General features: G+C 60.9%; 20 protein-coding genes and 4 tRNA genes. 17 read left to right on the top strand and 7 right to left on the bottom strand.

Going from position 1 to position 21156, the window contains the following annotated elements:
- Nucleotides 1–4: 4 nt before the first annotated feature.
- The 3 genes from ACDC66_RS03965 to ACDC66_RS03955 all read right to left on the bottom strand — a co-directional run bounded on the left by ACDC66_RS03965 (nt 5) and on the right by ACDC66_RS03955 (nt 4542).
- A complete protein-coding gene (locus ACDC66_RS03965) occupies nt 5–2221 on the bottom strand; it encodes an MtrB/PioB family decaheme-associated outer membrane protein (RefSeq protein WP_376695375.1) in 2217 nt (738 codons plus the stop codon).
- Nucleotides 2222–2226: 5 nt separating this feature from the next.
- Nucleotides 2227–3192 (bottom strand): DmsE family decaheme c-type cytochrome, encoded by a 966-nt coding sequence (locus ACDC66_RS03960; RefSeq protein WP_376695374.1) that lies wholly within the window; start codon nt 3190–3192, stop codon nt 2227–2229.
- A 102-nt stretch (nt 3193–3294) separates the two neighbouring features.
- Nucleotides 3295–4542: an arginine deiminase gene (locus ACDC66_RS03955; protein ID WP_376695373.1), complete on the bottom strand. Its 1248-nt coding sequence runs from the start codon at nt 4540–4542 to the stop codon at nt 3295–3297.
- A 208-nt stretch (nt 4543–4750) separates the two neighbouring features.
- Here ACDC66_RS03955 and ACDC66_RS03950 point away from each other — a divergent pair, with 208 nt between their 5' ends.
- Together ACDC66_RS03950 and ACDC66_RS03945 are read left to right on the top strand one after the other, a co-directional pair.
- Nucleotides 4751–5701: an aldo/keto reductase gene (locus ACDC66_RS03950; protein WP_376695372.1), complete on the top strand. Its 951-nt coding sequence runs from the start codon at nt 4751–4753 to the stop codon at nt 5699–5701.
- A 124-nt stretch (nt 5702–5825) separates the two neighbouring features.
- On the top strand, nt 5826–6947 hold the full coding sequence (locus tag ACDC66_RS03945; protein ID WP_376695371.1) for an AI-2E family transporter: 1122 nt from the start codon (nt 5826–5828) through the stop codon (nt 6945–6947).
- 13 nt (nt 6948–6960) lie between these two features.
- Here the strand turns inward: ACDC66_RS03945 and ACDC66_RS03940 are convergent.
- Nucleotides 6961–7057: transfer RNA gene (locus ACDC66_RS03940), tRNA-Leu, on the bottom strand.
- Between the two features lie 121 nt (nt 7058–7178).
- On the opposite strand from ACDC66_RS03940, the gene ACDC66_RS03935 reads away from it, so the two are divergent.
- From ACDC66_RS03935 to ACDC66_RS03885, 11 genes are all read left to right on the top strand, one after another.
- Nucleotides 7179–8450 (top strand): tyrosine-type recombinase/integrase, encoded by a 1272-nt coding sequence (locus tag ACDC66_RS03935; RefSeq protein ID WP_376695370.1) that lies wholly within the window; start codon nt 7179–7181, stop codon nt 8448–8450.
- On the top strand, nt 8447–9217 hold the full coding sequence (locus tag ACDC66_RS03930; protein WP_376695369.1) for a hypothetical protein: 771 nt from the start codon (nt 8447–8449) through the stop codon (nt 9215–9217). The genes ACDC66_RS03935 and ACDC66_RS03930 overlap by 4 nt, the downstream gene beginning before the upstream one ends.
- A gap of 104 nt (nt 9218–9321) precedes the next feature.
- Nucleotides 9322–9525: a helix-turn-helix transcriptional regulator gene (locus ACDC66_RS03925; protein ID WP_376695368.1), complete on the top strand. Its 204-nt coding sequence runs from the start codon at nt 9322–9324 to the stop codon at nt 9523–9525.
- A 959-nt stretch (nt 9526–10484) separates the two neighbouring features.
- Complete coding sequence (locus tag ACDC66_RS03920; RefSeq protein ID WP_376695367.1) at nt 10485–10733, top strand: hypothetical protein; 249 nt, start codon at nt 10485–10487, stop codon at nt 10731–10733.
- A gap of 288 nt (nt 10734–11021) precedes the next feature.
- Nucleotides 11022–12536 (top strand): terminase TerL endonuclease subunit, encoded by a 1515-nt coding sequence (locus ACDC66_RS03915; protein WP_376695366.1) that lies wholly within the window; start codon nt 11022–11024, stop codon nt 12534–12536.
- Nucleotides 12527–12811: an HNH endonuclease gene (locus ACDC66_RS03910; RefSeq protein ID WP_376695365.1), complete on the top strand. Its 285-nt coding sequence runs from the start codon at nt 12527–12529 to the stop codon at nt 12809–12811. Before ACDC66_RS03915 ends, ACDC66_RS03910 begins: the two co-directional genes overlap by 10 nt.
- Nucleotides 12812–12884: 73 nt before the next feature.
- On the top strand, nt 12885–14135 hold the full coding sequence (locus ACDC66_RS03905; protein ID WP_376695364.1) for a phage major capsid protein: 1251 nt from the start codon (nt 12885–12887) through the stop codon (nt 14133–14135).
- Nucleotides 14135–14737: an HK97 family phage prohead protease gene (locus ACDC66_RS03900; protein WP_376695363.1), complete on the top strand. Its 603-nt coding sequence runs from the start codon at nt 14135–14137 to the stop codon at nt 14735–14737. Before ACDC66_RS03905 ends, ACDC66_RS03900 begins: the two co-directional genes overlap by 1 nt.
- Nucleotides 14734–15261 (top strand): hypothetical protein, encoded by a 528-nt coding sequence (locus ACDC66_RS03895; protein ID WP_376695362.1) that lies wholly within the window; start codon nt 14734–14736, stop codon nt 15259–15261. Before ACDC66_RS03900 ends, ACDC66_RS03895 begins: the two co-directional genes overlap by 4 nt.
- Nucleotides 15258–15626, top strand: coding sequence for a hypothetical protein (locus ACDC66_RS03890; protein WP_376695361.1), 369 nt, complete (start codon nt 15258–15260; stop codon nt 15624–15626). The genes ACDC66_RS03895 and ACDC66_RS03890 overlap by 4 nt, the downstream gene beginning before the upstream one ends.
- Entirely contained in the window at nt 15623–16711 is a 1089-nt protein-coding gene (locus ACDC66_RS03885) for a phage portal protein (RefSeq protein ID WP_376695360.1), read from the top strand. The genes ACDC66_RS03890 and ACDC66_RS03885 overlap by 4 nt, the downstream gene beginning before the upstream one ends.
- Nucleotides 16712–17352: 641 nt before the next feature.
- On the opposite strand, the gene ACDC66_RS03880 is transcribed toward ACDC66_RS03885, so the two are convergent.
- A tRNA-Leu gene (locus ACDC66_RS03880) sits at nt 17353–17439 on the bottom strand.
- A gap of 96 nt (nt 17440–17535) precedes the next feature.
- On the opposite strand from ACDC66_RS03880, the gene pgsB reads away from it, so the two are divergent.
- Genes pgsB through pgsW form a run of 3 tightly spaced genes read left to right on the top strand, consistent with a single transcriptional unit; the run spans nt 17536 to nt 20500 of the window.
- Nucleotides 17536–18762 carry a poly-gamma-glutamate synthase PgsB gene (pgsB, locus tag ACDC66_RS03875; RefSeq protein ID WP_376695359.1) on the top strand — a complete coding sequence of 409 codons (1227 nt, stop codon included), beginning with the start codon at nt 17536–17538 and terminating at the stop codon, nt 18760–18762.
- Nucleotides 18759–19322 carry a poly-gamma-glutamate biosynthesis protein PgsC gene (gene pgsC, locus ACDC66_RS03870; protein ID WP_376695358.1) on the top strand — a complete coding sequence of 188 codons (564 nt, stop codon included), beginning with the start codon at nt 18759–18761 and terminating at the stop codon, nt 19320–19322. Before pgsB ends, pgsC begins: the two co-directional genes overlap by 4 nt.
- Complete coding sequence (pgsW, locus tag ACDC66_RS03865) at nt 19319–20500, top strand: poly-gamma-glutamate system protein (RefSeq protein ID WP_376695357.1); 1182 nt, start codon at nt 19319–19321, stop codon at nt 20498–20500. The genes pgsC and pgsW overlap by 4 nt, the downstream gene beginning before the upstream one ends.
- Before the next feature lie 57 nt (nt 20501–20557).
- Here the strand turns inward: pgsW and ACDC66_RS03860 are convergent.
- Both ACDC66_RS03860 and ACDC66_RS03855 read right to left on the bottom strand, forming a co-directional pair.
- Nucleotides 20558–20631 (bottom strand) — tRNA-Cys (locus ACDC66_RS03860).
- A 76-nt stretch (nt 20632–20707) separates the two neighbouring features.
- A tRNA-Gly gene (locus ACDC66_RS03855) sits at nt 20708–20783 on the bottom strand.
- A gap of 154 nt (nt 20784–20937) precedes the next feature.
- Here ACDC66_RS03855 and infA point away from each other — a divergent pair.
- Entirely contained in the window at nt 20938–21156 is a 219-nt protein-coding gene (gene infA / locus ACDC66_RS03850) for a translation initiation factor IF-1 (protein ID WP_376695356.1), read from the top strand.

Genomic DNA, 21156 nt, shown 5'->3' with positions numbered 1-21156 from the left:
AGGATCAGAAGCGGTAGCTGGCCGTCGCCAGCACCGCCGTGACCGAATAGTTCGGCGCCGGCTGGCCGAGCAGCAACAGGTTGGCCACGCTGTCGACATCCACCTGGTCGAATGCGTAATCGCGCGAACGGTAGCGTTCGTGTTCAACGCGCAGCTCGAAGCGCCAGCCCGCGGGCATGCGGTAGCGCGCCCAGGCGGCCCATGCGCGGCGCCGGCTCAGGGTTTCCGGCAGCGGTTCAACCGTCAACCCTTCGGCCGCCCACACATCGATATCGCCGCGGGCGCGTACGTGCACGAAGTCGGCGCCGAGGTCCACGCTGCCGTTCAGCCCCAGTGAGCCGATGGCGCGCCTGGCAAAAGTCGCATCCTGCCAGGCCAGTGACAGGCTGGCGGTCTCGATGCGATCGTCGTGGCTGGCCCGCCAGTTCCTCGACGGATCGAATGCCAGGTCGGGCGCGAAGCCCGGCCAGTCGCGCCCGGACTGCTCTGCCTCGTAGCGGTCGCTGGAAAGCAGGCCGCTGAGGGAGACCCGGCGAGCCAGCTGCCAGCCGAAATCGGCATTGAACGTACGCACCTCGGCCCGGTCAAGCCCGAACCGGGCATCGTCGTAGTCGTCAAGGTTGTAACGCGCACCCAGACCCAGGCTCAGCCGCGCCGTCGGCTGAGCGTCCATTCGCAGCCTCACACCCGTCCGATCGCGATCGGCCACGTTGTACTTACGCAGCTCGGGATGGTTCTCGAAGTCGTCCGCGTCCACGCTGCCCGGCAGGCGACCGGCACGGAACGGCGCCCTGCCCCGATACTCGTCGAAGCGGCGCACGACATGCTCGACATCGATGCGCAAACGGGTCGCTTGCCCCCACCGACCGCGCCAACCCATATCGCCACCCCACTCGTTGAGCCGGACGACCTCGGCGAAGTCATCGCGGTCCTCACGCCTGAATTCGAGCCCGCCCACCAGGCGCTGATGACCGGCCAGTCGCCAGCGGCCGTCGACATCCAGGGTCTGGCGTTGCAGGCTGTAGGGCAGATTGATTCGCGACTCGGCGGGCGGGCGCTGGTTCTGCGAATCGCCGCTTACGATGCGCCACACCAGCGACGGCGTGCGATTATCCCGGTCGTCAAAGCGGTAGTTGAAAACCAGGTTCCCCCGCTCGAACAAACGCGTTGTCAGGCGGAGATTGACCAGGGTCGTGAGCATCTCCGCGTCGAGGCGCGCAACCGGCAGGGGCTGGTCGATTTCGAGCGCGGCATTGATGGTATAGGGCAGCAAAAGGTCATTCTGACGCATCCGGCCGTAGGCAAGATCAGCCCCCAGGCGGGTCTGCTTACCCAGGATCCAGGAACCAAAAGCCCTCAGCTGTTGCGCCGTGTTGTCGGGATGATCGGCCAGGCTTCCCGAACCTTCGGGGTGACCCGTCCCGGGCGCCCACTGGGGGTGACGCGTAAAGGCGTTGTCGAACTCGATCGCGTTGCGGTCGTTGCGGTAGAAGGACCCGGACCACGCCAGCCCGAGCTGGTGGCCGTCCGGATCGCTGTAGGTCAGGCGGCTTTCGATGCGCTGCGTCGTGTCGTCGACGACGGCCGGCAGCAGCATGCCCCGCGGGTTGCCCCCGGTGTAGCCGAAGATCGCGCCGATCAGCCGATTGCCGTCGCGGCGTTCTTCGCTGGCGTCCACCTCGATCCGCCAGCGATCGCGAAAGCGCTGCCTGAACCCCAGGTCGAGTCGCTCTCGATGCGAGCGGATGTCGACTGGATTCAGTTCCACTCCGGCTGCCGACAGATCGGCCGTGCTCTCCAGGCCCGGCCAATCGGCCGGAAGGACATGGCGGCCGGTCGGATCGAGCGTAAACGGTGTTCGTCCGCCGGACAGGCGCCAGGCCGGAAACTCGCGCCAGCTCAACGAAAGACCCTGCCGGCCCCCGCGGTCGGCGCGGAAGTACAGGCGCCTCGAATCCAGGCCCAGCCGGGCCCCTTCCAACCGCATGACCCATTCGTTCGGATCGTCGGGGCGGCGCTCAATCGAGAACGAAAGAAGCGGCGTGAACCCATTCCCATCGAGGCCGGAAAAGCGACCCAGGCGATCGGCGTCCTCGTCCAGCCAGGCCAGGCCCAGGTCGATATCACCGAATAGGCGGGGTACATCGCCGAAAGCCGGCATCGCGCCGGCCGAGACTGCCAGGGCAATTGCGAGCATGAACCGGGGCAAGCGGCTTTTCATGGCGACTATCGTGTGAACCCCGGCGAGGACGGATGATTGGAGCCGTGCACGGCGGTATGACAGTTCATGCACGACTGCCCGAGCAGGTTGGGATCGGCGCCGTTCGGCGGCAGGCCGGTGCCGCTTCGAGCCGTACTCGGATGGAACTGCGCCAAGTGGCACTGCTGGCAAAGCTGCGGCGGGCGCTGGCGCAGCAGGGCGTCATGAATGCCCCCGTGAGGAAGATGGCAACTGCTGCAATCCTCTCTCACCGGCGCGTGCTCCCACAGGAACGGCCCGCGCAACTCGGCGTGGCAGTCGTAGCAGGTTTCATTGAGCGTCGTTCGATTGAGGCTCGCTACCGAGACGCTGCCGTGGGCAGCATGGCAGTCGCTACAAGCCAGCAGACCGGTGTCGGAGCTGAAGGAGCCGCTGCCGACGGGGTGGCGATGCGAGCGCAAGAATTCGACGCGTTCGCGCTCATGACAATCGAAGCAGGTTTCAGCCTGGCGAGCGGCATCGAGCGCGGGGTCCCCATCGGACGAGTGCACCGCGTGACAGTCGGTACAGGCGAGTTCTTCGAATTCGTGCGCACTTCCGGTCCAGTGCGGCCCGACCTGGTCGCTGTGGCAGCTCATGCAGGCGGCATTGGCCTGCTCCGTGACATCCGCTTGCCCGAAAGGCCTATCCGGAAGCGGGCGCGTTCCGTCCTCCTGGACTGCAAGGTGGTCCCGGCTGGGCCCGTGACAGGCCGCGCAAGCCTTTCCGTCGTTTCCGAACAGCCCTGCATGGCTCGAATGGAGGATATCCGCGGCAGGCAGGGGTGCATTCTCACCATGGCACATCAGGCAGGTGCGGGCGTCGTTCTCGCTCGATGACTCGCCGGGATCAGCCTGCCCCGCCGTGGCCAGCAGCAGAGACACCCAAGCCAGAGCCACCAGGGCCGCAACGCTGCCGTGCCTGATCACACGGTTGCTTCGGTAGTCCACCATGCCGCGCTCCCTCGGTAATCAAGCGGCGAAACGAATCCTTCAATAATGACAGATTATCGTCACAGGCCAAAGGCCGTCTTGATCGGGGTCAAGCTTCGACGTTCAGTCAATAGACGCCCGCGCCACCGGCATGGTCATGCAGCGGCAACCACCCCCGCCGCGCGAGAGTTCCGCGCCGCCAATGGTCACGACCACGCGCTCGTCGGCATCGATGCTGCGCCTGCCCTCGATCAGTTCAGGGGCGTCGATGACGCTGAACCCGGCCCGATCGAGCGCTTCGAGGGTATAGCGATTGTGTCGGTAACCCAGGATCTGCCCCGGGCCGAAGGCGAAGAAGTTGGCACCGCTGGCCCACTGCTCGCGCTCCTGGTGGAACTCCTGGTCGCCGCCGCAGTTGATCGGCGCCAGTTCCACGCCGAGGGCCGACAGCGCGCTGAGCACGTCGCGGTACTCGGTGATCTTCGAGTCAGGGCCGCCATTGAATGCGCAGTGAAACGCGCGCGAGCGATCGCGGCCGGTGATCAGGGGCGGAAAAACCACGCACTTATCGTGGTCGACCATGGTGAAGATCATGTCCAGGTGAATCGTCGCCCGCGTCTTGGGAATCTCCACGACAATGAAATTGCTGATCGGCCCCTGCGAGGCGATCGATCGCATCAGCTGGTCGATACCAGCCAGCGAGGTTCGCTCGCTGTACCCGATGACGGCGAGGTCTTCGCGGATCACCAGCAGGTCACCGCCCTCGATCGTGACCTCGGAATTGCGATTGTCGGTGCCGTCGAAATAGAAACCGGAAGAATGAATTTCCGGGTGATATCGGAAGACCGCCTTGAGGAGCATCGCCTCGGCCATGCGTGCCCGGAAAGCCATGGAGCCGATGATGATGCGGTCGTTGACGCACATCGTCGCATCGCGTGTAAAAAAGGTGTTGGGCAACGGCGGAATCGCGTAGCGCGACGGGCTGAGAAACTTCTCCAGGCTGATCGGCTTCTTGGGCGTGCCCTCGATCAGCTGCCGAGCCAGATCGTCGGCCGACAGGTCCAGCAACTCATCGCGCACCTCCGGCGAGTCGAACAGATCGCACAACGCCTGCACCAGCGCCTCGCAGACCCGCCCGTCTTCCAATACCTCGGCCAGCAGGTCCTTGAGCTCGATGGTGCGGCAAACCCGTTCGAGCACGCCCTTTAGCTGACGATGCTCGCCCGTAGCCAGCTCGAGATTGAGGATATCGTCGTAGAGCACCTCGGCCGCCGTCTGCGGCGTCATGTTTTCGATTTCCTGACCCGGCGAGTGCACGACCACGGTCTTGAGCGGACCGATCTCGGAGTTGACGTTGATATCGATGGACATACTGGCCTCAATCTGTGTATCTGGCCCGGACGAATCCGCCCGGGACAAGGGGCTGGCTATCGCGGCGGATTATACCTGCCAGGGCTCTTGCTCGCGGCCCTGCGGGCCGGCCAGGCGCTGGGCGTGCTGGAAAACGGAGACGATGCAAGCGCGACGCTCCGCAGAGACGTTAAACTCGGCGTTCATTTGCCACGAAGACGCATTGATCATGAAGACACTACAGTTCAGCAATGGCGATACCGTTCCCGCGATCGGCCTGGGTACCTGGAAAGCCGAACCGGGCGAGGTAGGCCAGGCCGTGGAGAAGGCACTGGAAGCGGGTTATCGCCATATCGACTGCGCTGCGATCTATCGCAACGAAGCCGAAGTCGGCGAGGCATTGCAACGCGTCTTCTCCCGCGGCGAGATTCGGCGGGAAGATGTTCATATCACCTCCAAGCTCTGGAACAACGCTCACCTGAAGGATGACGTCGCCCCGGCTCTGGAAAAGACTCTTTCGGATCTCAAACTCGACTACCTGGATCTGTACCTGATCCACTGGCCGGTGGCCTTTCGATCGGGCCTGGAGGGCTTTCCGGAAAGCGAATCCGATTTCCTGACGCCCGATGAAGCGCCCGTCAGTGGCACATGGGCCGCCATGCTTCGGGTGCGCGAGCAGGGTCTCGCCAGGCACGTCGGCGTTTCCAATTTCAGTGCGCACAAGCTCGAGCAACTGGCGGCCGAGGGGCTGGAGAGACCCGAAATGATCCAGGTCGAATTACACCCCTACCTGCAGCAAGAGCAACTCCTATCCTACTGCAGCGAGCACGCGATCCAGGTCACGGCCTATTCGCCGCTCGGCAGCAGCGACCGGCCCGATAGCATGAAGAGCGAAGACGAGCCCTCCCTTCTCGACAACGACGTGATCGGCGCGATTGCAGAAGAACATGATGTATCCCCCGCCCAGGTTCTGATCGCCTGGGCCCTGGCCCGCGGTACCGCCGTCATCCCCAAGTCGACCAACCCGGATCACATCCGAAAGAATCTCGAAGCCGGGGATCTCGAGCTGAACGACATCGACCTCGAGAGAATCGGGAGCCTCGACGCCCACTATCGCTACATCGGTGGCAACGTGTTTCGTACGGAAAGCGGCCTGTACGCCAACATTTTCGACGACTGAGTCGTCCGCGGATCGCCTCCGTCTGCGCGGACCGGCAACGGCAAGTCCGTCGGTCGGACCCGGGCGTTGAAAGGTGGTGACGGCACTGTCACTATTCGCACAGGCCGACCAATGGAACCGGAACATGACAGATCGTGAATCAGCGCCCTTCCCCACGCTCAGCCGCAACCAGATCGCGTGGATCATCGGTAGCCTGCTCTTCGCCGGCTGGCTGGTCTGGCTACTGGGTCCGGTGCTGACACCTTTCTTCATCAGCATCCTCATCGCCTACATCGTCAATCCGATGGTCGGCTGGCTCGAAGACATGAGAATGCGGCGCGACGTCGCGGTCTCGCTGGTCTTCCTGCTGGCGTTCTTGCTGATCGTGGTGGTCCTGCTGATCGTCATTCCTGTACTGGTGCGCGAAGTGGCGGACTTTCTCGGCCGGCTCCCCGGTTACCTGGACGCCTTCCAGAAAAACGTCCTGCCGTGGATCGAAGCCCAGCTCGGGGTGGAAATCAATCTCCAGTCCTTCGATGTCGAGCGCGCCCGCAACCTGATTCAGGAATACTTTTCCAACATCGCCGGTGCCGCGGGCAACGTGGTCAGCGTCATGACCCAGTCGGGCGGCCGCTTTCTGGTGTGGGTGACCTCCATGGTGCTCGTCCCGCTGGTCACCTTCTACCTGTTACGGGACTGGCGACTACTGATGGACACGCTTCGCGACATTCTGCCGCGCAATATCGAGCCGACCGTCGTCAAGCTGACCGAAGACTGCGACGAGGCGCTGGGCGGATTCCTGCGCGGCCAGCTGATGGTGATGATCAGCCTGGGCCTGATCTACGCAATCGGCCTGTGGATCGTCGGACTGAACAACGCCATTGCCATCGGCATGATCGCCGGACTGGTGAGTTTCGTGCCCTACCTGGGCGCGATCATCGGGGTGCTGTTGGCCGGCGTGACCGCCGTCATCCAGGATTTCAGCTTCCTGTTCCTGCTGTCGGTCGGCATCGTCTTCGTCGTCGGCCAGCTCATCGAAAGCTTCGTACTCACGCCCAAGCTCGTCGGCGACCGCATCGGACTGCACCCGGTACTCGTCATCTTCGCGGTGATGGCCGGTGGCCAGCTGTTCGGGTTCGCCGGCGTCCTGCTCGCCCTGCCGGTGGCCGCAGCGGGTACCGTGATCGTTCGATTCGCCTACAACAACTACAAGCGCAGCGAGGTTTACCGCGCCAGCCACAACGCAGATTCGGACAACGCCCCGTAACGAAAGGAATGGATGGTGCCCGGAGCCGGACTCGAACCGGCACGGTGTTTCCACCGAGGGATTTTAAGTCCCTATTTTCTGGCTATAACCTGCCTACATGGAACCCGACCAATTTTGACAAACCCCTATACATAGGGCTTTACAGCGCCTAGAATAGTCCCATGGGTTTAGATGGAACCCGACAGAGTTTGCCTACACAGTGCCTACACGGCAAATCAAGGGACTTTCAGCATGGCGACAAAAACGGCCCCGATCAGGATCAACTCGACGGCGATCAAGAAGATCACCCCGCCCGATTCCGGGTACCGGCTTTATTGGGATTCCGATCTTCGAGGCTTCGGCCTTCGCGTCACGGCTGCCGGCGCAATGTCATACATTGCCGAGGCGCGAGTAAACGGAAAGACGCGCCGCGTCACCGTCGGGAGGCACGGCACCTATACGCCAGACCAGGCCCGCAAGATGGCTAAGACCGAATTGGGGGACATGGCCAAAGGCGTCGATCCGTCAGCGGAGAAACAGCACCAGAAGGCACTGAGCGTCACACTTCGAGAGGTAGCAGAGGACTACAAGGAAAACCGCCGCACTGCGAAGGGGTTGCCGCTGAAAGAGTCCACCAAAGCCGACATAGAGAAACACCTGTCGGGCATTTTCTCGGACTGGCAGAAGCGGCCCATTGTCAAAATCGACCGGGAGCTGGTACAGCGCCGCTACTCGGAACACTGCAAGCGATCAGTAGCGCAAGCGAACCAAGCCATGCGCGTCCTGCGCGCCCTCATCAATTATGCCGCGGCCAAGTACCGCGACCCCGAAGGCAACCCCATCATCCTCGACAACCCGGTAAAGGTGCTGCGGGATGCCTCAATTCTGCGAGGCGTGAAGGCCCGGACGAATGCCGTCCCGCTTGAGAAGATCGGCGGCTGGTGGTCTGCCGTCCAGGCGATGCGGAATGACCCGGCCCTCACGACCGTGAGCAAATCCGCCGCCGACCTGATCGCCCTACTCGCCCTCACTGGCCTGAGAGTTGGCGAGGCCCGATCCCTGAAATGGGAGCAAATCGACTTGGACGGCGAAAGCCTGGAACTGACCGACACCAAGAACCGGGAGAGCGTCACCCTGCCCCTATCCGACCCCGCCGCCGCCATCATCCGGGAGCGCGCCAGCGATTCCGATCATGTTTTCCCGGCCCGGTCGGGCAAGGGGCATATCAACGATGTGCGCGGCCAACTTGAGCGGCTGGCAGAGGCAACGGGAATCACGGTCACGGCCCACGATATACGCCGCACGTTTCGCGCTGTCGCTGCCGCCTGTAACGTCGAATTGTGGCGCACCAAAGCACTGATGAACCATAAGCAGAACCACGACGTGACACTGGCGAACTATACCGACCTTTCGGATGTGCGCTACCTCAAACCCGAAGCCGACCGTATCGCGGAATACTTCGAGGATCAGCGCCGCGTGTTCGAGGCCGATAACGTGGTGAGCATGAGGGGCAAGCGAGCATGATTGACTATTCTCAGCTTTGGGAAACGATGCAGTCCATTGTCCCCGAACGCGAACTTCTAATCGTTTGGCCGATGGATGCAGTTACGCCGTCAATTACTGAAATTGGCGTAATAGTTCCGCCCGACCTTAGACAGGATAGCGGGGTTCCTGTACTCGAAGAACCCCAACTCGAGAAGGGGTTACTAGACACCGGAGCGGAACTTGATATTGGTCAATTGATAAAGTTACCCGATAGCCAGTCAGAACGATTGTCACAACTTTGCATGGATGATGATGAGGAATCTCACTATGTAAAAACGGTTCTGGCTAAAGCTATCATTGGCCAGTATTCAATAAGCAAGGGACTTCATCGCTCCAGGGCTGGCAGGGATGATGCGCTCGACATTGCCAAAGACATTTCTTTGCTTCGCCAAAAAATACAGTGGTTTGATTATAACCACACAGTGACCCCGCGCCTTCATCGCGCAGCAAAGAACGGTCACGATCCCAGCGCGGCATATCATGAACTCGACAATCTCAGCGAGTTCTATAAACAGATTGCGGATGATTTAGACCCCAAAGGCAAGCGCCAGAAGTCCAATCACCTAGAGCGATTCGTAGCGAAAGCCCTTTGCGATGGAGTCCGGTCTGGGGTACTGGCTTTACCACCATTGCAGAATAACAATTCAGAGCTTGCGGAGCTGTTCCGGTTTTGCTTGGACGCGCTAAACCTACAACAGCCTTCAAACATTCAATACTACCTCTCTGAACACCTGTCTTCTGCCTAGAAGCCGGGCTGAACAAAAAGGGTTTGTGACGAAAAGGCTTTTTGTTTAGAGCCCAGCTATGGCTCTGTATGGTTCTGTCCTAGGCAAACACGCTAGGACAGGAAATGACCAACACAACCTTTCTCGACACTATCGAAGCCGCCCGTTATCTCGGGCTGCAAAATACCACCCTCGAAGCATGGCGAAGCCGTGGCGAAGGCCCGCAGTTTGTAAAGCTGGGGCGAGCCGTCCGGTATCGCCTGACTGATCTTGATGCCTGGATAGAAAGCCGCGTCCGCCAAAACACCATCGGCGGGGAGGCGGCTTGAATGAGGAATTTGGAATTGGCCCCCGCCTGTGGGCATACAGGCGGGAAGGCCAGAGAGCGCTTGGGAAAACGCAATGCTGATTATACGCCCGACGTGGTGTTCGCGCAATTGTTAGGGGTGCGAATAAGTGAGCTTCGACGGCTTGTGAATATGGGCGTGCTGCCCGTGCCGTGCCGATCAACTGAGGCGTGCGACTTCTGGTTTCAGGATACGGTTTGCCGCGTCCTCTGCGACATCGACGCCGGAAAGATTTGGATCGGCAAACGTGGGTAGCGTTAAGGCCATCCAATATGCTGAGCTATCCGATGCCCCGGCACAGATTCCCCCTGGTGATTACCAGGCGGCATATACGCACCATGAGACAGCGTACTTCGCCAAGTCTCCGAAGGTGTACGTCTGGTTCCGAATCATCGGGGGCGGACATGACGGGACGAAGGTATATCGAGCCTACCGGGTGAAGGCGTTGAATGGAAAGCCGCGCAAGAATGGTGCGTTCAAGGTGCGGCACAGTCAGGAGCTATACCGACAGTTCGTGACTGTGACCGGGCACAAGGAGCGGCCCGACCGTATCGCGTTGTCGCGTCTTCGGAGTTGTGTGTTGCGCGTATCGGTGCGCACTGTGACCATAGATTACAGGCAGCGGCGATTGCCTGATGCCTTGCGGTACTCGGTGGTCGATGCAATCAAATCAGTTGAGGCGGGCCAATGCCAATAACCGCCCCAGCAGTACCAGTACCTATACCTATACCTGTACCCGCCAGTCATCCCAGAAAAAAAAGCGGGTTCAATGGGTTACGCTCGGGTCATGGCAGAGTTTTAGGGGTTGGGCGCTTGTCAATGCGGAATGCCCATCAATCAGTCTACCTAAATGTCCGCGCCGACGGCTGCTCTTTTGCGGGTGGCCGTCGGTTCAAGTCAACTAAACCAATGCGCCAAATGCGCAGAAAGGAGAAATTGATATGAGCAATGTACCGACAGACCGTGAGCAATATACGCGTTCGACGTTTGAAGAGATGATGGAACTCATCAAGGAGGATGCCAAGCGACTCTATGACGTGGCCGAGGTTGCACAGGCCGAGTCTAAGAACGGCGGCAAGTTTAACGAAGATCACGCGGAAAAGATGCGCGTGTGCCTTGAGAATCTGCACAAGGTAGTAACGGCAGGTGTAGTGCTGGCCGAGGAAGTCGCAGGTAAAGGCGAGGGGTAAAGGCAATGGCAGAGCTAGGGGAATGGAAGCCCACCGAGCTTGCGGGATGGCACGTTGGCGACCTCGCCGACGTGCAATCCCTTGGGCGTGTGCAAGTCGAAGAGCTAAGGCCGCCGTCCGAGATCGTGGTGCGCACATCGACAGGTCGGACATGCCGCGTCGGGTATCGAGCGCTGCTCCGCGTTCGTGGTCTGCGTAGAGCGCGGTGATTGGTCCCAATATCCAAACGCGCGGTTCCGCTGGGGGTCGCGGGGGGTGGTTGTTCTTACTCACTCACAAGAGGCACCTATGACGGCAGCTAAGGCAGCAATCCAGTTCGTGGAGACGCTCAAGGTTCCAGAGGGACCGAAGGCGGGCCAGACGTTGAAGCTGGCGACGTTCCAAAAGAAGTTCATTCGAGGTGCGCTCAAAAAGTCCACTTCGGTTGGCGTGCTGTCTGTCGGACGCGGCAACGGCAAGTCGGCTTTGTCTGCCGGCCTGGCCTTGGGGGCATTGCTCGGCAAGTGGGATCGGCAGCCGCGTCGTGAGGTACTGATTGCAGCCCGGACTAGGGACCAGGCGCGTATTGCGTTCGACTTCGTTGTCGGTTTTACCGAAGGGCTAGACGAAGACTTGCGCGAACAGATCACCATTCGCCGGAATCCACGGCTCGAAGTCGAGTTCGAGGGTGATGGTGGGGGCCATCTTCTGCGGGTCATTGCAGCGGACGCCAAAAATGCGCTCGGCTCGGCTCCGACCTTTGTGCTGATGGATGAACGCGGGCACTGGCAGCCGGAAAAAGGGGATGACCTGGAAGCCACCTTGCTTTCGGGTTTGGGCAAACGAGACGGCAAGGCGTTGATTATTTCGACCAGCGCTTCGGAGGATTCGCATTCATTCTCGCATTGGCTCGACAATCCGCCGCCCGGAACGTATGTGCAGGAACACAGACCCGCACCTGGTCTGCCTGCTGATGACATGGATTCACTGCTAGAGGCAAACCCAGGGGCAAAGGCCGGGATTGGTTCGAGCGTGTCGTGGTTAAAGGCGCAAGCAAACCGGGCCATTGCTCGGGGCGGGTCTGCCTTGTCGAGCTTCCGGCTCTACAACCGAAACGAGCGCGTCAGTGGTGAAAGCCGAAACGTGCTTATCACCGTCGATGAATGGCTGGACTGTGAAGTCTCAGAGCTACCGCCACGGGAAGGCGGGTGTGTGGTCGGTGTTGACCTGGGGGGCAGCGCTTCCATGTCGGCAGCGGCTTTGTACTGGCCGAATACTGGAAGGATAGAAACCTTCGGAGCATTCCCGACCAGTCCGTCACTGTCTGACCGTGGGGCGCGTGATGGCGTCTCCGACCGTTATGTCGAGATGCAAGACCGTGGCGAGCTAATCACGCTCGGGGATCGTGTCGTGCCTGCCGCTGGATTCCTGACCGCCATCATGGATCGACTGGATACCGCGCCGGTCACTTGCTTTACTGCCGACCGCTACCGACAGGCCGAGTTCGAAGAGGCGATGGCAGCGGCCAGCCTACGGGTGCCCGTGGTATGGCGGGGGCAGGGCTTCAAGGATGGTGCCGAAGACGTTGAACGCTTCCGCCGTGGCGTCTTCGATGGGGAAGTGCAGTCGGCACCTTCGCTGCTGTTGCGCTCGGCATTCTCTGACGCGGTAACGCTACAAGACCCGGCGGGCAATCAGAAGTTGGCGAAGGGTCGAAGTACAGGCCGAATCGACGCGGCTGCTGCTGCAATTCTCGCTGTGGCAGAAGGGGCAAGGCGCAAGGCACGCCCCAACGTCAAGGCACGCGAACCGCAATGGGTTTAAGGGGACCGTCTAGGGCAGTCGGCAAGGATCGACGCTGGCCTGCCCTGAGACTTCAAGCATTGCGCCGTGATGGCTTTCAGTGCGTGCAGTGCGGCATACGTGTCGGCCTGGAAGTTGACCATATCAAGCCGGTACGTGATGCCCCTGATCGTGCTTTCGACCTGGACAATCTTCAAGTGCTTTGCGGGTCGTGTCATTCCAAAAAAACACGCCGGGAAATGGGCTTTCCTGAGCTTGATGGCGAGCGTTTGAAGTGGCGGAATTTTCTGAAATAACTTGACAAATACTGTATAATTATACAGTACTAGGAAAATGCCCTAAATCCATTCAAAACAAAGGTGTTGGCGTATGTTGCAGAGCGCGCAAATCAGCAAGCGTCAGTCAGAGATTCGACAGCAATTGTCGGAACTCGCTGGCAAGGAAGGTCCGACCGAAGAGGAAACGCGGTCGATGGATGAGCTTGATCGTGAGTACCGGAGTAACGAGTCCCGTTTTCGTGCGGCCCTGGTCGCAGAAGATGAGGAACGCCGGGAAGCGGACAACAAGCTAGAAACCCGCGAGGGCAAGGAGTGGGATAACCTGATTGCGAACTTTGAAGTTCGACAGGCTGCACTCCACCTTGACGAAGGGCAGGCGCTTAGTGGCGCGACTGCTGAGGTTGTCGAAGAGCTGCGCTCGAAAGAAGGTTATCGAGGCATTCCGATTCCGTTTGCCGCGCTCGAAACGCGAGCCGGTGAAACCGTAGCGTCTGGCGTACCGGACCCGGTATCGACCCGCCCCATTATCGACCGGCTGTTCCCGAACAGTGTTGCCGGGCAGATGGGCGCTCGCATGATTAACATCGGCTCGGGTCAAGTCGAGTATCCCGTTACCACGTCGAGCGTATCGGCGGGTTGGGCTTCGTCCGAGACGGGCAACGTCGCCAGTGCGACCAAGTATGAAACGACCGACCGCCCGTTGAAGCCCGAACACAATCTCGGCGTGCAAATGAAGCTGACGCGCCGGACGCTGAAACAGTCGGGCGGTATCGAGGATGCCGTGCGCCGTGACATGCGCGGGGCGATTGGCTCCAAGCTGGACCAGGCGGTTTTCCTGGGGGCCGGTACCAGTGGGCAGCCGCTCGGCGTGATTAACGGTGCCGGTACGTATGGCATTACCAGCACGGCGGTTAATGCCACTGCTAGCTGGTCGGCATTCCGAACGGCCATTGTCGAGTTTCTCAAGGCCAATGCCGCATCCGGCCCGTCTGCCGTGAATACGCTTATCCGGCCTGAGATTTGGGATTCCCTGGACGGCTCGGTTTTCGATGCCGGTTCGGGTATCACCGAATATGACCGGCTGCTTGATAACGTCGGCTCGGTGGTCATGTCGAGCAATGCCCTGGATGACCCGGATTCCAGTAGCAACACGGATGTGCTGTTGACGACCAGTGCCGGGGGTGTGTCTCCGATCTTCGTTGCCACCTGGGGCGCGATTGACCTGATCCGAGATCCGTACAGCGATGCGGCAAGCGGTGGGCTTCGTCTCACGGGCCTGATGACGGCGGACGTAACGATTAGCCGCGCGGCACAGCTTCACGTCCTGACCGGCGTACAGTAATGCTGCATGGCGTTGCAGAAGGGGGCCTGACGGTTCGGCAGGAACCTGACGGCTCCCACGTCCTCACTGGGCGCTTTCCCTACGGTTCGACGGCCACCATTTCAGACGGTGGCCGTCGTGGCCGTCCTAGGAAAGAGCAATTCGCGCCGGGTGCCTTTTCTCATCGGGTCGATGCACCTGACGAGGATATACACCTGTTGGTCGGTCACGACTACGGCAAGCCGCTTGCCTCGAAGCTGCAAGGCTCGCTGTCCCTTACGGACGGTGATGACGCCCTGACGTTCGAGGCGCGTATCTCGCCAGAGGTAGCGGACACGTCACACGGCAGGGATGCACTTGCGCTGCTGACGGCTGGGCTTGCGGTTGGTTTGTCTCCGGGCTTTCGCATTCCGCCCGAACGTGCCGTGGCGAATGCCGAGTCGGTAGAAGAGGAAGACCCGTCAGAGGGTGATGCGTTGATTCGCACCATTCATGCCGCGCTGCTGTATGAGCTTTCAATCGTGACGCGCCCGGCTTACTCCGAAAGCCAGGTCGAGTCCCGAAACTGGAACCTGACGCCGCGTGCGAAGTTCGGTAAACAGACGTGGTTTAGTCACCGATGATTATCAAACAGGACGAAGGCACGCCGACCAGTTACCCGACCATCTCGGGTCTGTCTACGGCTGCTCAGGCACTTAATCAGGATGCGCTGTGGAAGCGTATCGAGGATTGGATTGCTTACCGCTACGGCGAACGTCAAGTCATTTGGACTGTTATCGGGCCGGGCAACTTCATTCCGCCGTTAACGCCATACACCATCGACACGTCGGAAAAGTGGGACGGCGAACAGTACGAATCGGTGACGCTTGATGATGCGCCGCTCGGCTATGACCTGGACGATTACACCTATCGCATTACGGCGACGGTCGGCACGACGGACGATCCGCCCGAAGCGGTTGTCGAGGCGTTTACCCGATTGGCTGAGTACCTGGCCGATGATGCGCAACTGTATAAGACGGTGAACAATCAATCGGTGAAGTTCGGCAGCGGCCTAGAGTACACAGCCGACCGCCCGACCTTGTGGCAGGCAAGGGCGCTGCAATACTCGGGTGCGGCGGACATGCTCAGGGACTACCGGCGGCCATGAGTCTTGATGACCTGGCCGAAAAGGCCGATGCGCTGTTCGAGGTATGGGGGCAGCAAATGACCTATCGGGTTACGCCGCTGACTGGCGACGAATGGAACCCGACGCCCGGCCCGCCGGTTGATTACACGGTGAACGGTGCGCCGCCGATGGAATACGCGCAAGAGTATGTCGACGGCACGCTGGTTCAAGTGCATGACCTTCGGGTGTCCATTGCGGCCCATGACCTGCCTGTCGAGCCGCATACCGGCACCGATGATGAGGGCACGACGCTCATTGTCGACGGGACGGAATATCAGATTATCTCGGTTCATCCGGCCTACTACGGTTCGAGCGTCGGTCACTACGAATTGCAGGTGCGTATATGAATTTGATTAGCAGGCTGTTCGGACGCGGCTCACTTACAACGGCTGTAAGTGACGATAAAACCGAAAAGCGCGAACAATCCTTCACAGACCTGGCGATGGGTGTTCGTTACGACGCCATCAAGGGGACCAGGGGCATTGCCGAACTTACGGCAACGGCTCAGGGCTGTATCAGTTTGTGGGAGTCGGGCCTGTCGCTGGCCGAAACCGATGAACCGCTGCTGACGCCCGAACACTTGGCGCTTACGGCTAGAGGGTTAGGGCTTCGAGGTGAGGCGCTGTTCGTCATTCGTGGGGATCGGCTGGTGCCCGTCTCCGAGTTTGATGTGACAACGCGCGGCGGCATTCCGACTGCTTACCGGGTCACGATTCCCGACACGGGCGGCGGTCGCAGTGACACGGTACTCGCTGCCGAGGTGCTGCACTTCAAGATCGGGGCCGATGTTCATTCGCCCTGGCGAGGCACTGCCCCATTGAAACGGGCAAGTCTGACGGCGGGTTTGCTTCACGCTGTCGAGGATGCACTTGCCGAGACTTTCGAGTCCGCGCCCCTGGGGTCACTGATCGCCCCGATGCCGGAAAATCCCGACGTGGATAACACATCGCTTGCCCGAAGTTTCCGAGGCCAGCGGGGGCGCGTGCTGTTGCGCGAATCGGTGAACGTCACGGCAGCCGGTGGTCCGTCCCCTGTGACCGACTGGAAGCCGTCGGACCTGTCGCCCGACCTGTCCCGCGCCATGACGGCTGAGACGCTCTCAGCGGCCCGTGACGCCATCTCACAGGCATTCGGGGTGCTGCCCGCGCTTAACGATCCGGCGGCGGCTGGTCCGGTTGTGCGTGAGGCTCAGAGACACCTTGCACAGTGGATGCTCCAGCCCATCGCGGCGGGCATTGCTCAGGAATGCACGGCGAAGCTGGGGGATAGGGTCAGCATCGACGTAATGAAGCCGTTACAGGCTTATGACGCCGGGGGACGTGCCCGCGCCCTGACTGGCGTTGTCGAGGCGATGGCGGCGGCTAAGGCGGCGGGCCTGTCGGAAACCGAGACACAGACGGCGCTTGATTTCTCAGGCGTCCAAGGCTCCTAGATGACCGCGCGGTGCGCGGCCATGTGATCCGCGTGTGCAGCCATGCGCGGACGGGGTGTGCTGACGATTGCCCCGACCTCGAAATAACGTCAGTGGCGGCGGCATTTGGTTTGGGTGCGCGGCCGCCATTTTTCCGTTCGAGGCTCCGCGCGGTTAGTCGTCCTTTAGCACTCGGTCAGGTGTTGACCCGTGGACCATTTCTCTGCATTGGTGGAAAAGGCGAATCCAGTATTCGCGACCCGCTTTTGAACTGCCATGTTCGTCGTTCTTGATGGCTTGTGCTAGATCAAATGCCACCCTGTCTGTACTGTCAGCCATTACTCGCACTCTTTCAGTCATTACGCTTGCTCCCTAAATGAGTTGGAAAGAATGCCCACCTTAGCCGGTTCACTGAGCCAATGGCTACACCTGGGCTTGTGGGCGTGGCGCTGTCTCGGTCGGCTAGTGCCAGGACTGTCCCGACAGCGCGGCCCCCATGATGCCGCCCTGCCCGATCCCGAGCAATCAGAGAGCCGAGCGGGGGCTTGTAGGAAAATTGCCATGTAGGCGGTTTCGGCGGCTGATTGCCTACACATTGCCTACACGCCAACCGTGAGCCGCCCAACGAAAACCGGCTAAACCGCTGAAAGCCCTGTTTTTGTTGGTGCCCGGAGCCGGACTCGAACCGGCACGGTGTTTCCACCGAGGGATTTTAAGTCCCTTGCGTCTACCAATTTCGCCATCCGGGCACTGGCACGGAATGTTAGCAGAGCTGTACACCGAAGGCGTGTCAACAGACTGGCCGATTACCAATCGCCGCCCAACTGCCTTAACATGAGCCCCAGTTGTGGAGGGAAGCCGCCGCTATCACAAACGCTTACGCCATCCTTACGGTCGCGAGCATCCTTGCCGTTCTCATCGCTTTGGGCGTGGCCGAAACGCTTGTCCACCGGGGCGTCTTGCGCAAGCTGCCGATCCGCGTGCACGTCAACGGCACGCGCGGCAAGACCAGTGTCGTGCGCTTGATCACGGCGGGCCTGCGAGCCGGCGGCAAGCGGGTCTGTTCCAAGACCACCGGATCATTCGCGGCGGTGACCGGGCCCGACGGCGAAGACTTTCCACTGCACCGGCCCAACCAGCCCAATATCATCGAGCAAATGCGGGTCATGCGCCGCCTGGTCGGATTCGAGCCCGAGGTGATCGTGATGGAGTGCATGGCGTTGCAACCTCACTTCCAGGCATTGACCGAACGGCAGATGGTGCGATCGACCCACGGCGTGATCACCAACGCCCGGGCCGACCACCTCGACGTCATGGGCCCGAAGGCCTCGGACGTGGCGCTGGCCCTGGCCGGAACCGTCCCCCATGACGCCCAGCTGTTCACCGCCGAACGCGAGTATCTCGATACGTTCAGGATTGCAGCCGAGGATCGCGGCAGCGAACTGCACGCCACCACCGCCGACGATGTCTCGGACGTCACGCAGGAGGAGATGGCGGCGTTTCGCTATGCGGAGCACTCGGAAAACGTGGCGCTGGCCCTGAACGTGTGCCGGGCACTGGGCGTCGACCGCAGCGATGCCCTGCGCGGCATGCAGCAACTGCCCCCCGAAGTCGGCGCCACACGTGTGCAAAGCGTGGACTTCTTTGGTCGCGACATCATTTTCGTCAATGCCTTTGCCGCCAACGACCCCGACTCGACCGAGATGATCTGGGAAAAGGTCGTCGATCACTACGGCAAGGACCGCTACAAGCTGGCCGTGGTCAACTGTCGCTTCGACCGGCCGCAGCGTTCCCAGCAACTTGCCGAAGTTGCCGGGCGCTGGACAACTGCCGACCACTACGTGTTGATGGGTTCCGGAACCCTGCTGTTCGCCAGGGCCGCCGTACGCGCCGGGATACCGCCGAACCGCATGACGGTGGCCGAAGGTCTCGATCCGCAGGAACTGTTCGAGACCGTGCTGGAACACACCGACAGTAATGCATTGATCGTCGGCATGTGCAACGTCCACGGCGGCGGCGCGGAACTGGCCAGGCAATTCAACAACCGGGCATCACGGAGTCAACCCCTATGATCCTGCTCAACCTGCTGGCGGTGTCGATCGGCATCGGCCTTCTCGTCACCTTGCTGCTTGTCGAGGTGTTCGGCCTGGCCGCCGGCGGTCTGGTCGTGCCGGGTTACGTCGCGCTGAAACTGCTGCAGCCCTGGAGCGTGGCCATGACCCTGCTGGCTGCCTACCTGACTTTCATCGTCGTGCGCACCCTGTCGAGCTTCATGGTCGTTTACGGGCGCCGCAAGACCGCCTTGATGATCCTGTTCGGCTACCTGTCCGGCTCCCTGATCGACTTGAGCATGGGCGGTGTCCTGAGTTTTCCGTCCACCGATGCCGGCGGCAGCGCCACCCAGTTCACCTATTTCGAATTGAGCGTTATCGGCTACATCATTCCCGGCCTGATTGCCATCTGGTTCGAACGCCAGGGCGTGATCAAGACCCTCGTCGGCCTGATCGTTTCGGCCGTACTGGTGCGCCTGATCCTGGTACTGATCATGCCGGAAATCCTGATGACCTACGAGGCCGAACAGGCGCTCAACCGCGCCGACCTGACCACCGTTCTGCAGGAGTTGTTCGAATGAGTTCGTCGCGAGTGCAAAAGTTTCTACCGGGGATACCCAAGGGCCAGAAACTTTACTGGAGACCGTCCGAGATTCCCACCAGCGCGCTCCTCTTGCTGGCCCTGGCCGCGATCGCCGCCCTGATCGTGGTCGAGACCTTCACGCGCAAGGAAGCCTCGGACTACTACGACGAAATGCTCGATGCCTCCCGCCTGGTCCAGCAAAGTATCGAGACGCTGCGCCCCGTTCGGGGCCGCATCGAGCCGATCAACCCGGATGTCGATCCCCTGCGCTCGGGCCTGATCGGCGTCGCATCGTCCGCCATTACCACGAACAGCGGTGACCTGGAATCCAAGCAGGCGACCATCAACCCGAACTGGGCCGCGGTCGCGATCCGGCTGCTGGCCGAAGCGGGTGTCGAACCCGGTGATCACGTGGCGGTCGCCGTATCGGGCTCCTTTCCTGCGCTGAACCTGGCGGTTTACGCCGCCCTGGAATCAATGGACGTGGAGCCGGTGGCCATCATTTCCGGCTCGGCCTCGCAGTGGGGCGCCAACGTGCCGGAGTTCGCCTGGATGGACATCGCCCGGGAGTTGCGAGACGCAGAGCTGATCGACATGCAGGCGCAAGCGGCCACGCTGGGCGGCATCGAGGACCGCGGTATCGGCCTGGACGAAGGCGGCCAGGACCTGATCCGTCAGGCGGCGGAGCGGGCCAATATCGACCTGATTGTGCCCGACAGCTACGAAGACGCCGTCACGCAACGCATCCGCATCTACAACGAAGGCGCCGACGGCGAACCCATCGCCGCGCTGGTCAACGTCGGCGGCGGCACGGCCACGACCGGGCCCAACAGCATCGACCACTATTTCGGCAGCGGCCTGATCAGGACCGCGTCCTCGGGAGCGTTCCGCATTCCCTCGGTGATGGGCCACTTCCTGCAACAGGGCACGCCGGTCATCAACTTCTCCGGCATCCGCAACCTTGCCACCCAGCACGACCTGCCCTACCCGCCGCATCGCATGGAAAGCGTCGGTTCAGGCGGCGTCTACAGGGCCGAGTCCTACCAGCGCTGGCTGGCCGCCCTGATGATCATCCTGCTCCTCGGACTGACCGCCCTGATCATGCGTTCGGCCAACATCGCCCTGGCAACCGGCCGCTCCGGCCGGAGCAAGGATGCAATGAAACCGAAGGTATAGATCGCCGATCGACATGAAAAAGCCAGCGTCAAGCCGGCTTTTTCAGAGAGAATCAATTGGAGGCCAGGCCCGGAATCGAACCGAGGTACGCGGCTTTGCAGGCCGCTGCATCACCACTCTGCCACCTGGCCGGATGCGCGTCAGATTGTAACCCAAGTCCATCCCTGACGAAAAAGGCCCGGGTCCTGCCCGGGCCTTCTTTGGAGCTGGAGCGGGAAACCGGACTCGAACCGGCGACCCCAACCTTGGCAAGGTTGTGCTCTACCAACTGAGCTATTCCCGCGAAAGACCGGCATTTTAGCCGGCCAGGATTTCCTGTCAACCCCTGGCGTGAAGATTTCCGACGGACCCGGCGAACCACGAATTTCGGCTTTTCGGCTTGCGTCTGGCTGAGAAGCTGTCAAAATAACGCGGTTTTAATACTTCGCACAGGGACTATGGCCAAAGACGAACATATCGAAATGGAAGGCAAGATTCTCGAAACCTTGCCCAACACGATGTTCCGCGTCGAACTCGACAACGGACACATCATCACCGCCCACATCTCCGGGCGCATGCGAAAGCACTACATTCGCATCCTCACCGGCGATCGCGTCAAGGTGGAAATGACGCCTTACGACCTGAGCAAGGGCCGGATCACCTACCGCATGAAGTAA

The organism is Wenzhouxiangella psychrophila (genome assembly GCF_042310375.1).
In the GTDB taxonomy this organism is placed as follows: Bacteria; Pseudomonadota; Gammaproteobacteria; order Xanthomonadales; family Wenzhouxiangellaceae; genus Wenzhouxiangella.
Note: the sequence above shows the minus strand (reverse complement) of the source record. Positions and strands in the feature narration are given on the sequence as shown.

Coding starts and splice junctions, on each gene's coding strand:
- ACDC66_RS03965 (WP_376695375.1), bottom strand. CDS start 2,221: ATGAAAAGCCGCTTGCCCCGGTTCATGCTCGCAATTGCCCTGGCAGTC.
- ACDC66_RS03960 (WP_376695374.1), bottom strand. CDS start 3,192: ATGGTGGACTACCGAAGCAACCGTGTGATCAGGCACGGCAGCGTTGCG.
- ACDC66_RS03955 (WP_376695373.1), bottom strand. CDS start 4,542: ATGTCCATCGATATCAACGTCAACTCCGAGATCGGTCCGCTCAAGACC.
- ACDC66_RS03950 (WP_376695372.1), top strand. CDS start 4,751: ATGAAGACACTACAGTTCAGCAATGGCGATACCGTTCCCGCGATCGGC.
- ACDC66_RS03945 (WP_376695371.1), top strand. CDS start 5,826: ATGACAGATCGTGAATCAGCGCCCTTCCCCACGCTCAGCCGCAACCAG.
- ACDC66_RS03935 (WP_376695370.1), top strand. CDS start 7,179: ATGGCGACAAAAACGGCCCCGATCAGGATCAACTCGACGGCGATCAAG.
- ACDC66_RS03930 (WP_376695369.1), top strand. CDS start 8,447: ATGATTGACTATTCTCAGCTTTGGGAAACGATGCAGTCCATTGTCCCC.
- ACDC66_RS03925 (WP_376695368.1), top strand. CDS start 9,322: ATGACCAACACAACCTTTCTCGACACTATCGAAGCCGCCCGTTATCTC.
- ACDC66_RS03920 (WP_376695367.1), top strand. CDS start 10,485: ATGAGCAATGTACCGACAGACCGTGAGCAATATACGCGTTCGACGTTT.
- ACDC66_RS03915 (WP_376695366.1), top strand. CDS start 11,022: ATGACGGCAGCTAAGGCAGCAATCCAGTTCGTGGAGACGCTCAAGGTT.
- ACDC66_RS03910 (WP_376695365.1), top strand. CDS start 12,527: ATGGGTTTAAGGGGACCGTCTAGGGCAGTCGGCAAGGATCGACGCTGG.
- ACDC66_RS03905 (WP_376695364.1), top strand. CDS start 12,885: ATGTTGCAGAGCGCGCAAATCAGCAAGCGTCAGTCAGAGATTCGACAG.
- ACDC66_RS03900 (WP_376695363.1), top strand. CDS start 14,135: ATGCTGCATGGCGTTGCAGAAGGGGGCCTGACGGTTCGGCAGGAACCT.
- ACDC66_RS03895 (WP_376695362.1), top strand. CDS start 14,734: ATGATTATCAAACAGGACGAAGGCACGCCGACCAGTTACCCGACCATC.
- ACDC66_RS03890 (WP_376695361.1), top strand. CDS start 15,258: ATGAGTCTTGATGACCTGGCCGAAAAGGCCGATGCGCTGTTCGAGGTA.
- ACDC66_RS03885 (WP_376695360.1), top strand. CDS start 15,623: ATGAATTTGATTAGCAGGCTGTTCGGACGCGGCTCACTTACAACGGCT.
- pgsC (WP_376695358.1), top strand. CDS start 18,759: ATGATCCTGCTCAACCTGCTGGCGGTGTCGATCGGCATCGGCCTTCTC.
- pgsW (WP_376695357.1), top strand. CDS start 19,319: ATGAGTTCGTCGCGAGTGCAAAAGTTTCTACCGGGGATACCCAAGGGC.
- infA (WP_376695356.1), top strand. CDS start 20,938: ATGGCCAAAGACGAACATATCGAAATGGAAGGCAAGATTCTCGAAACC.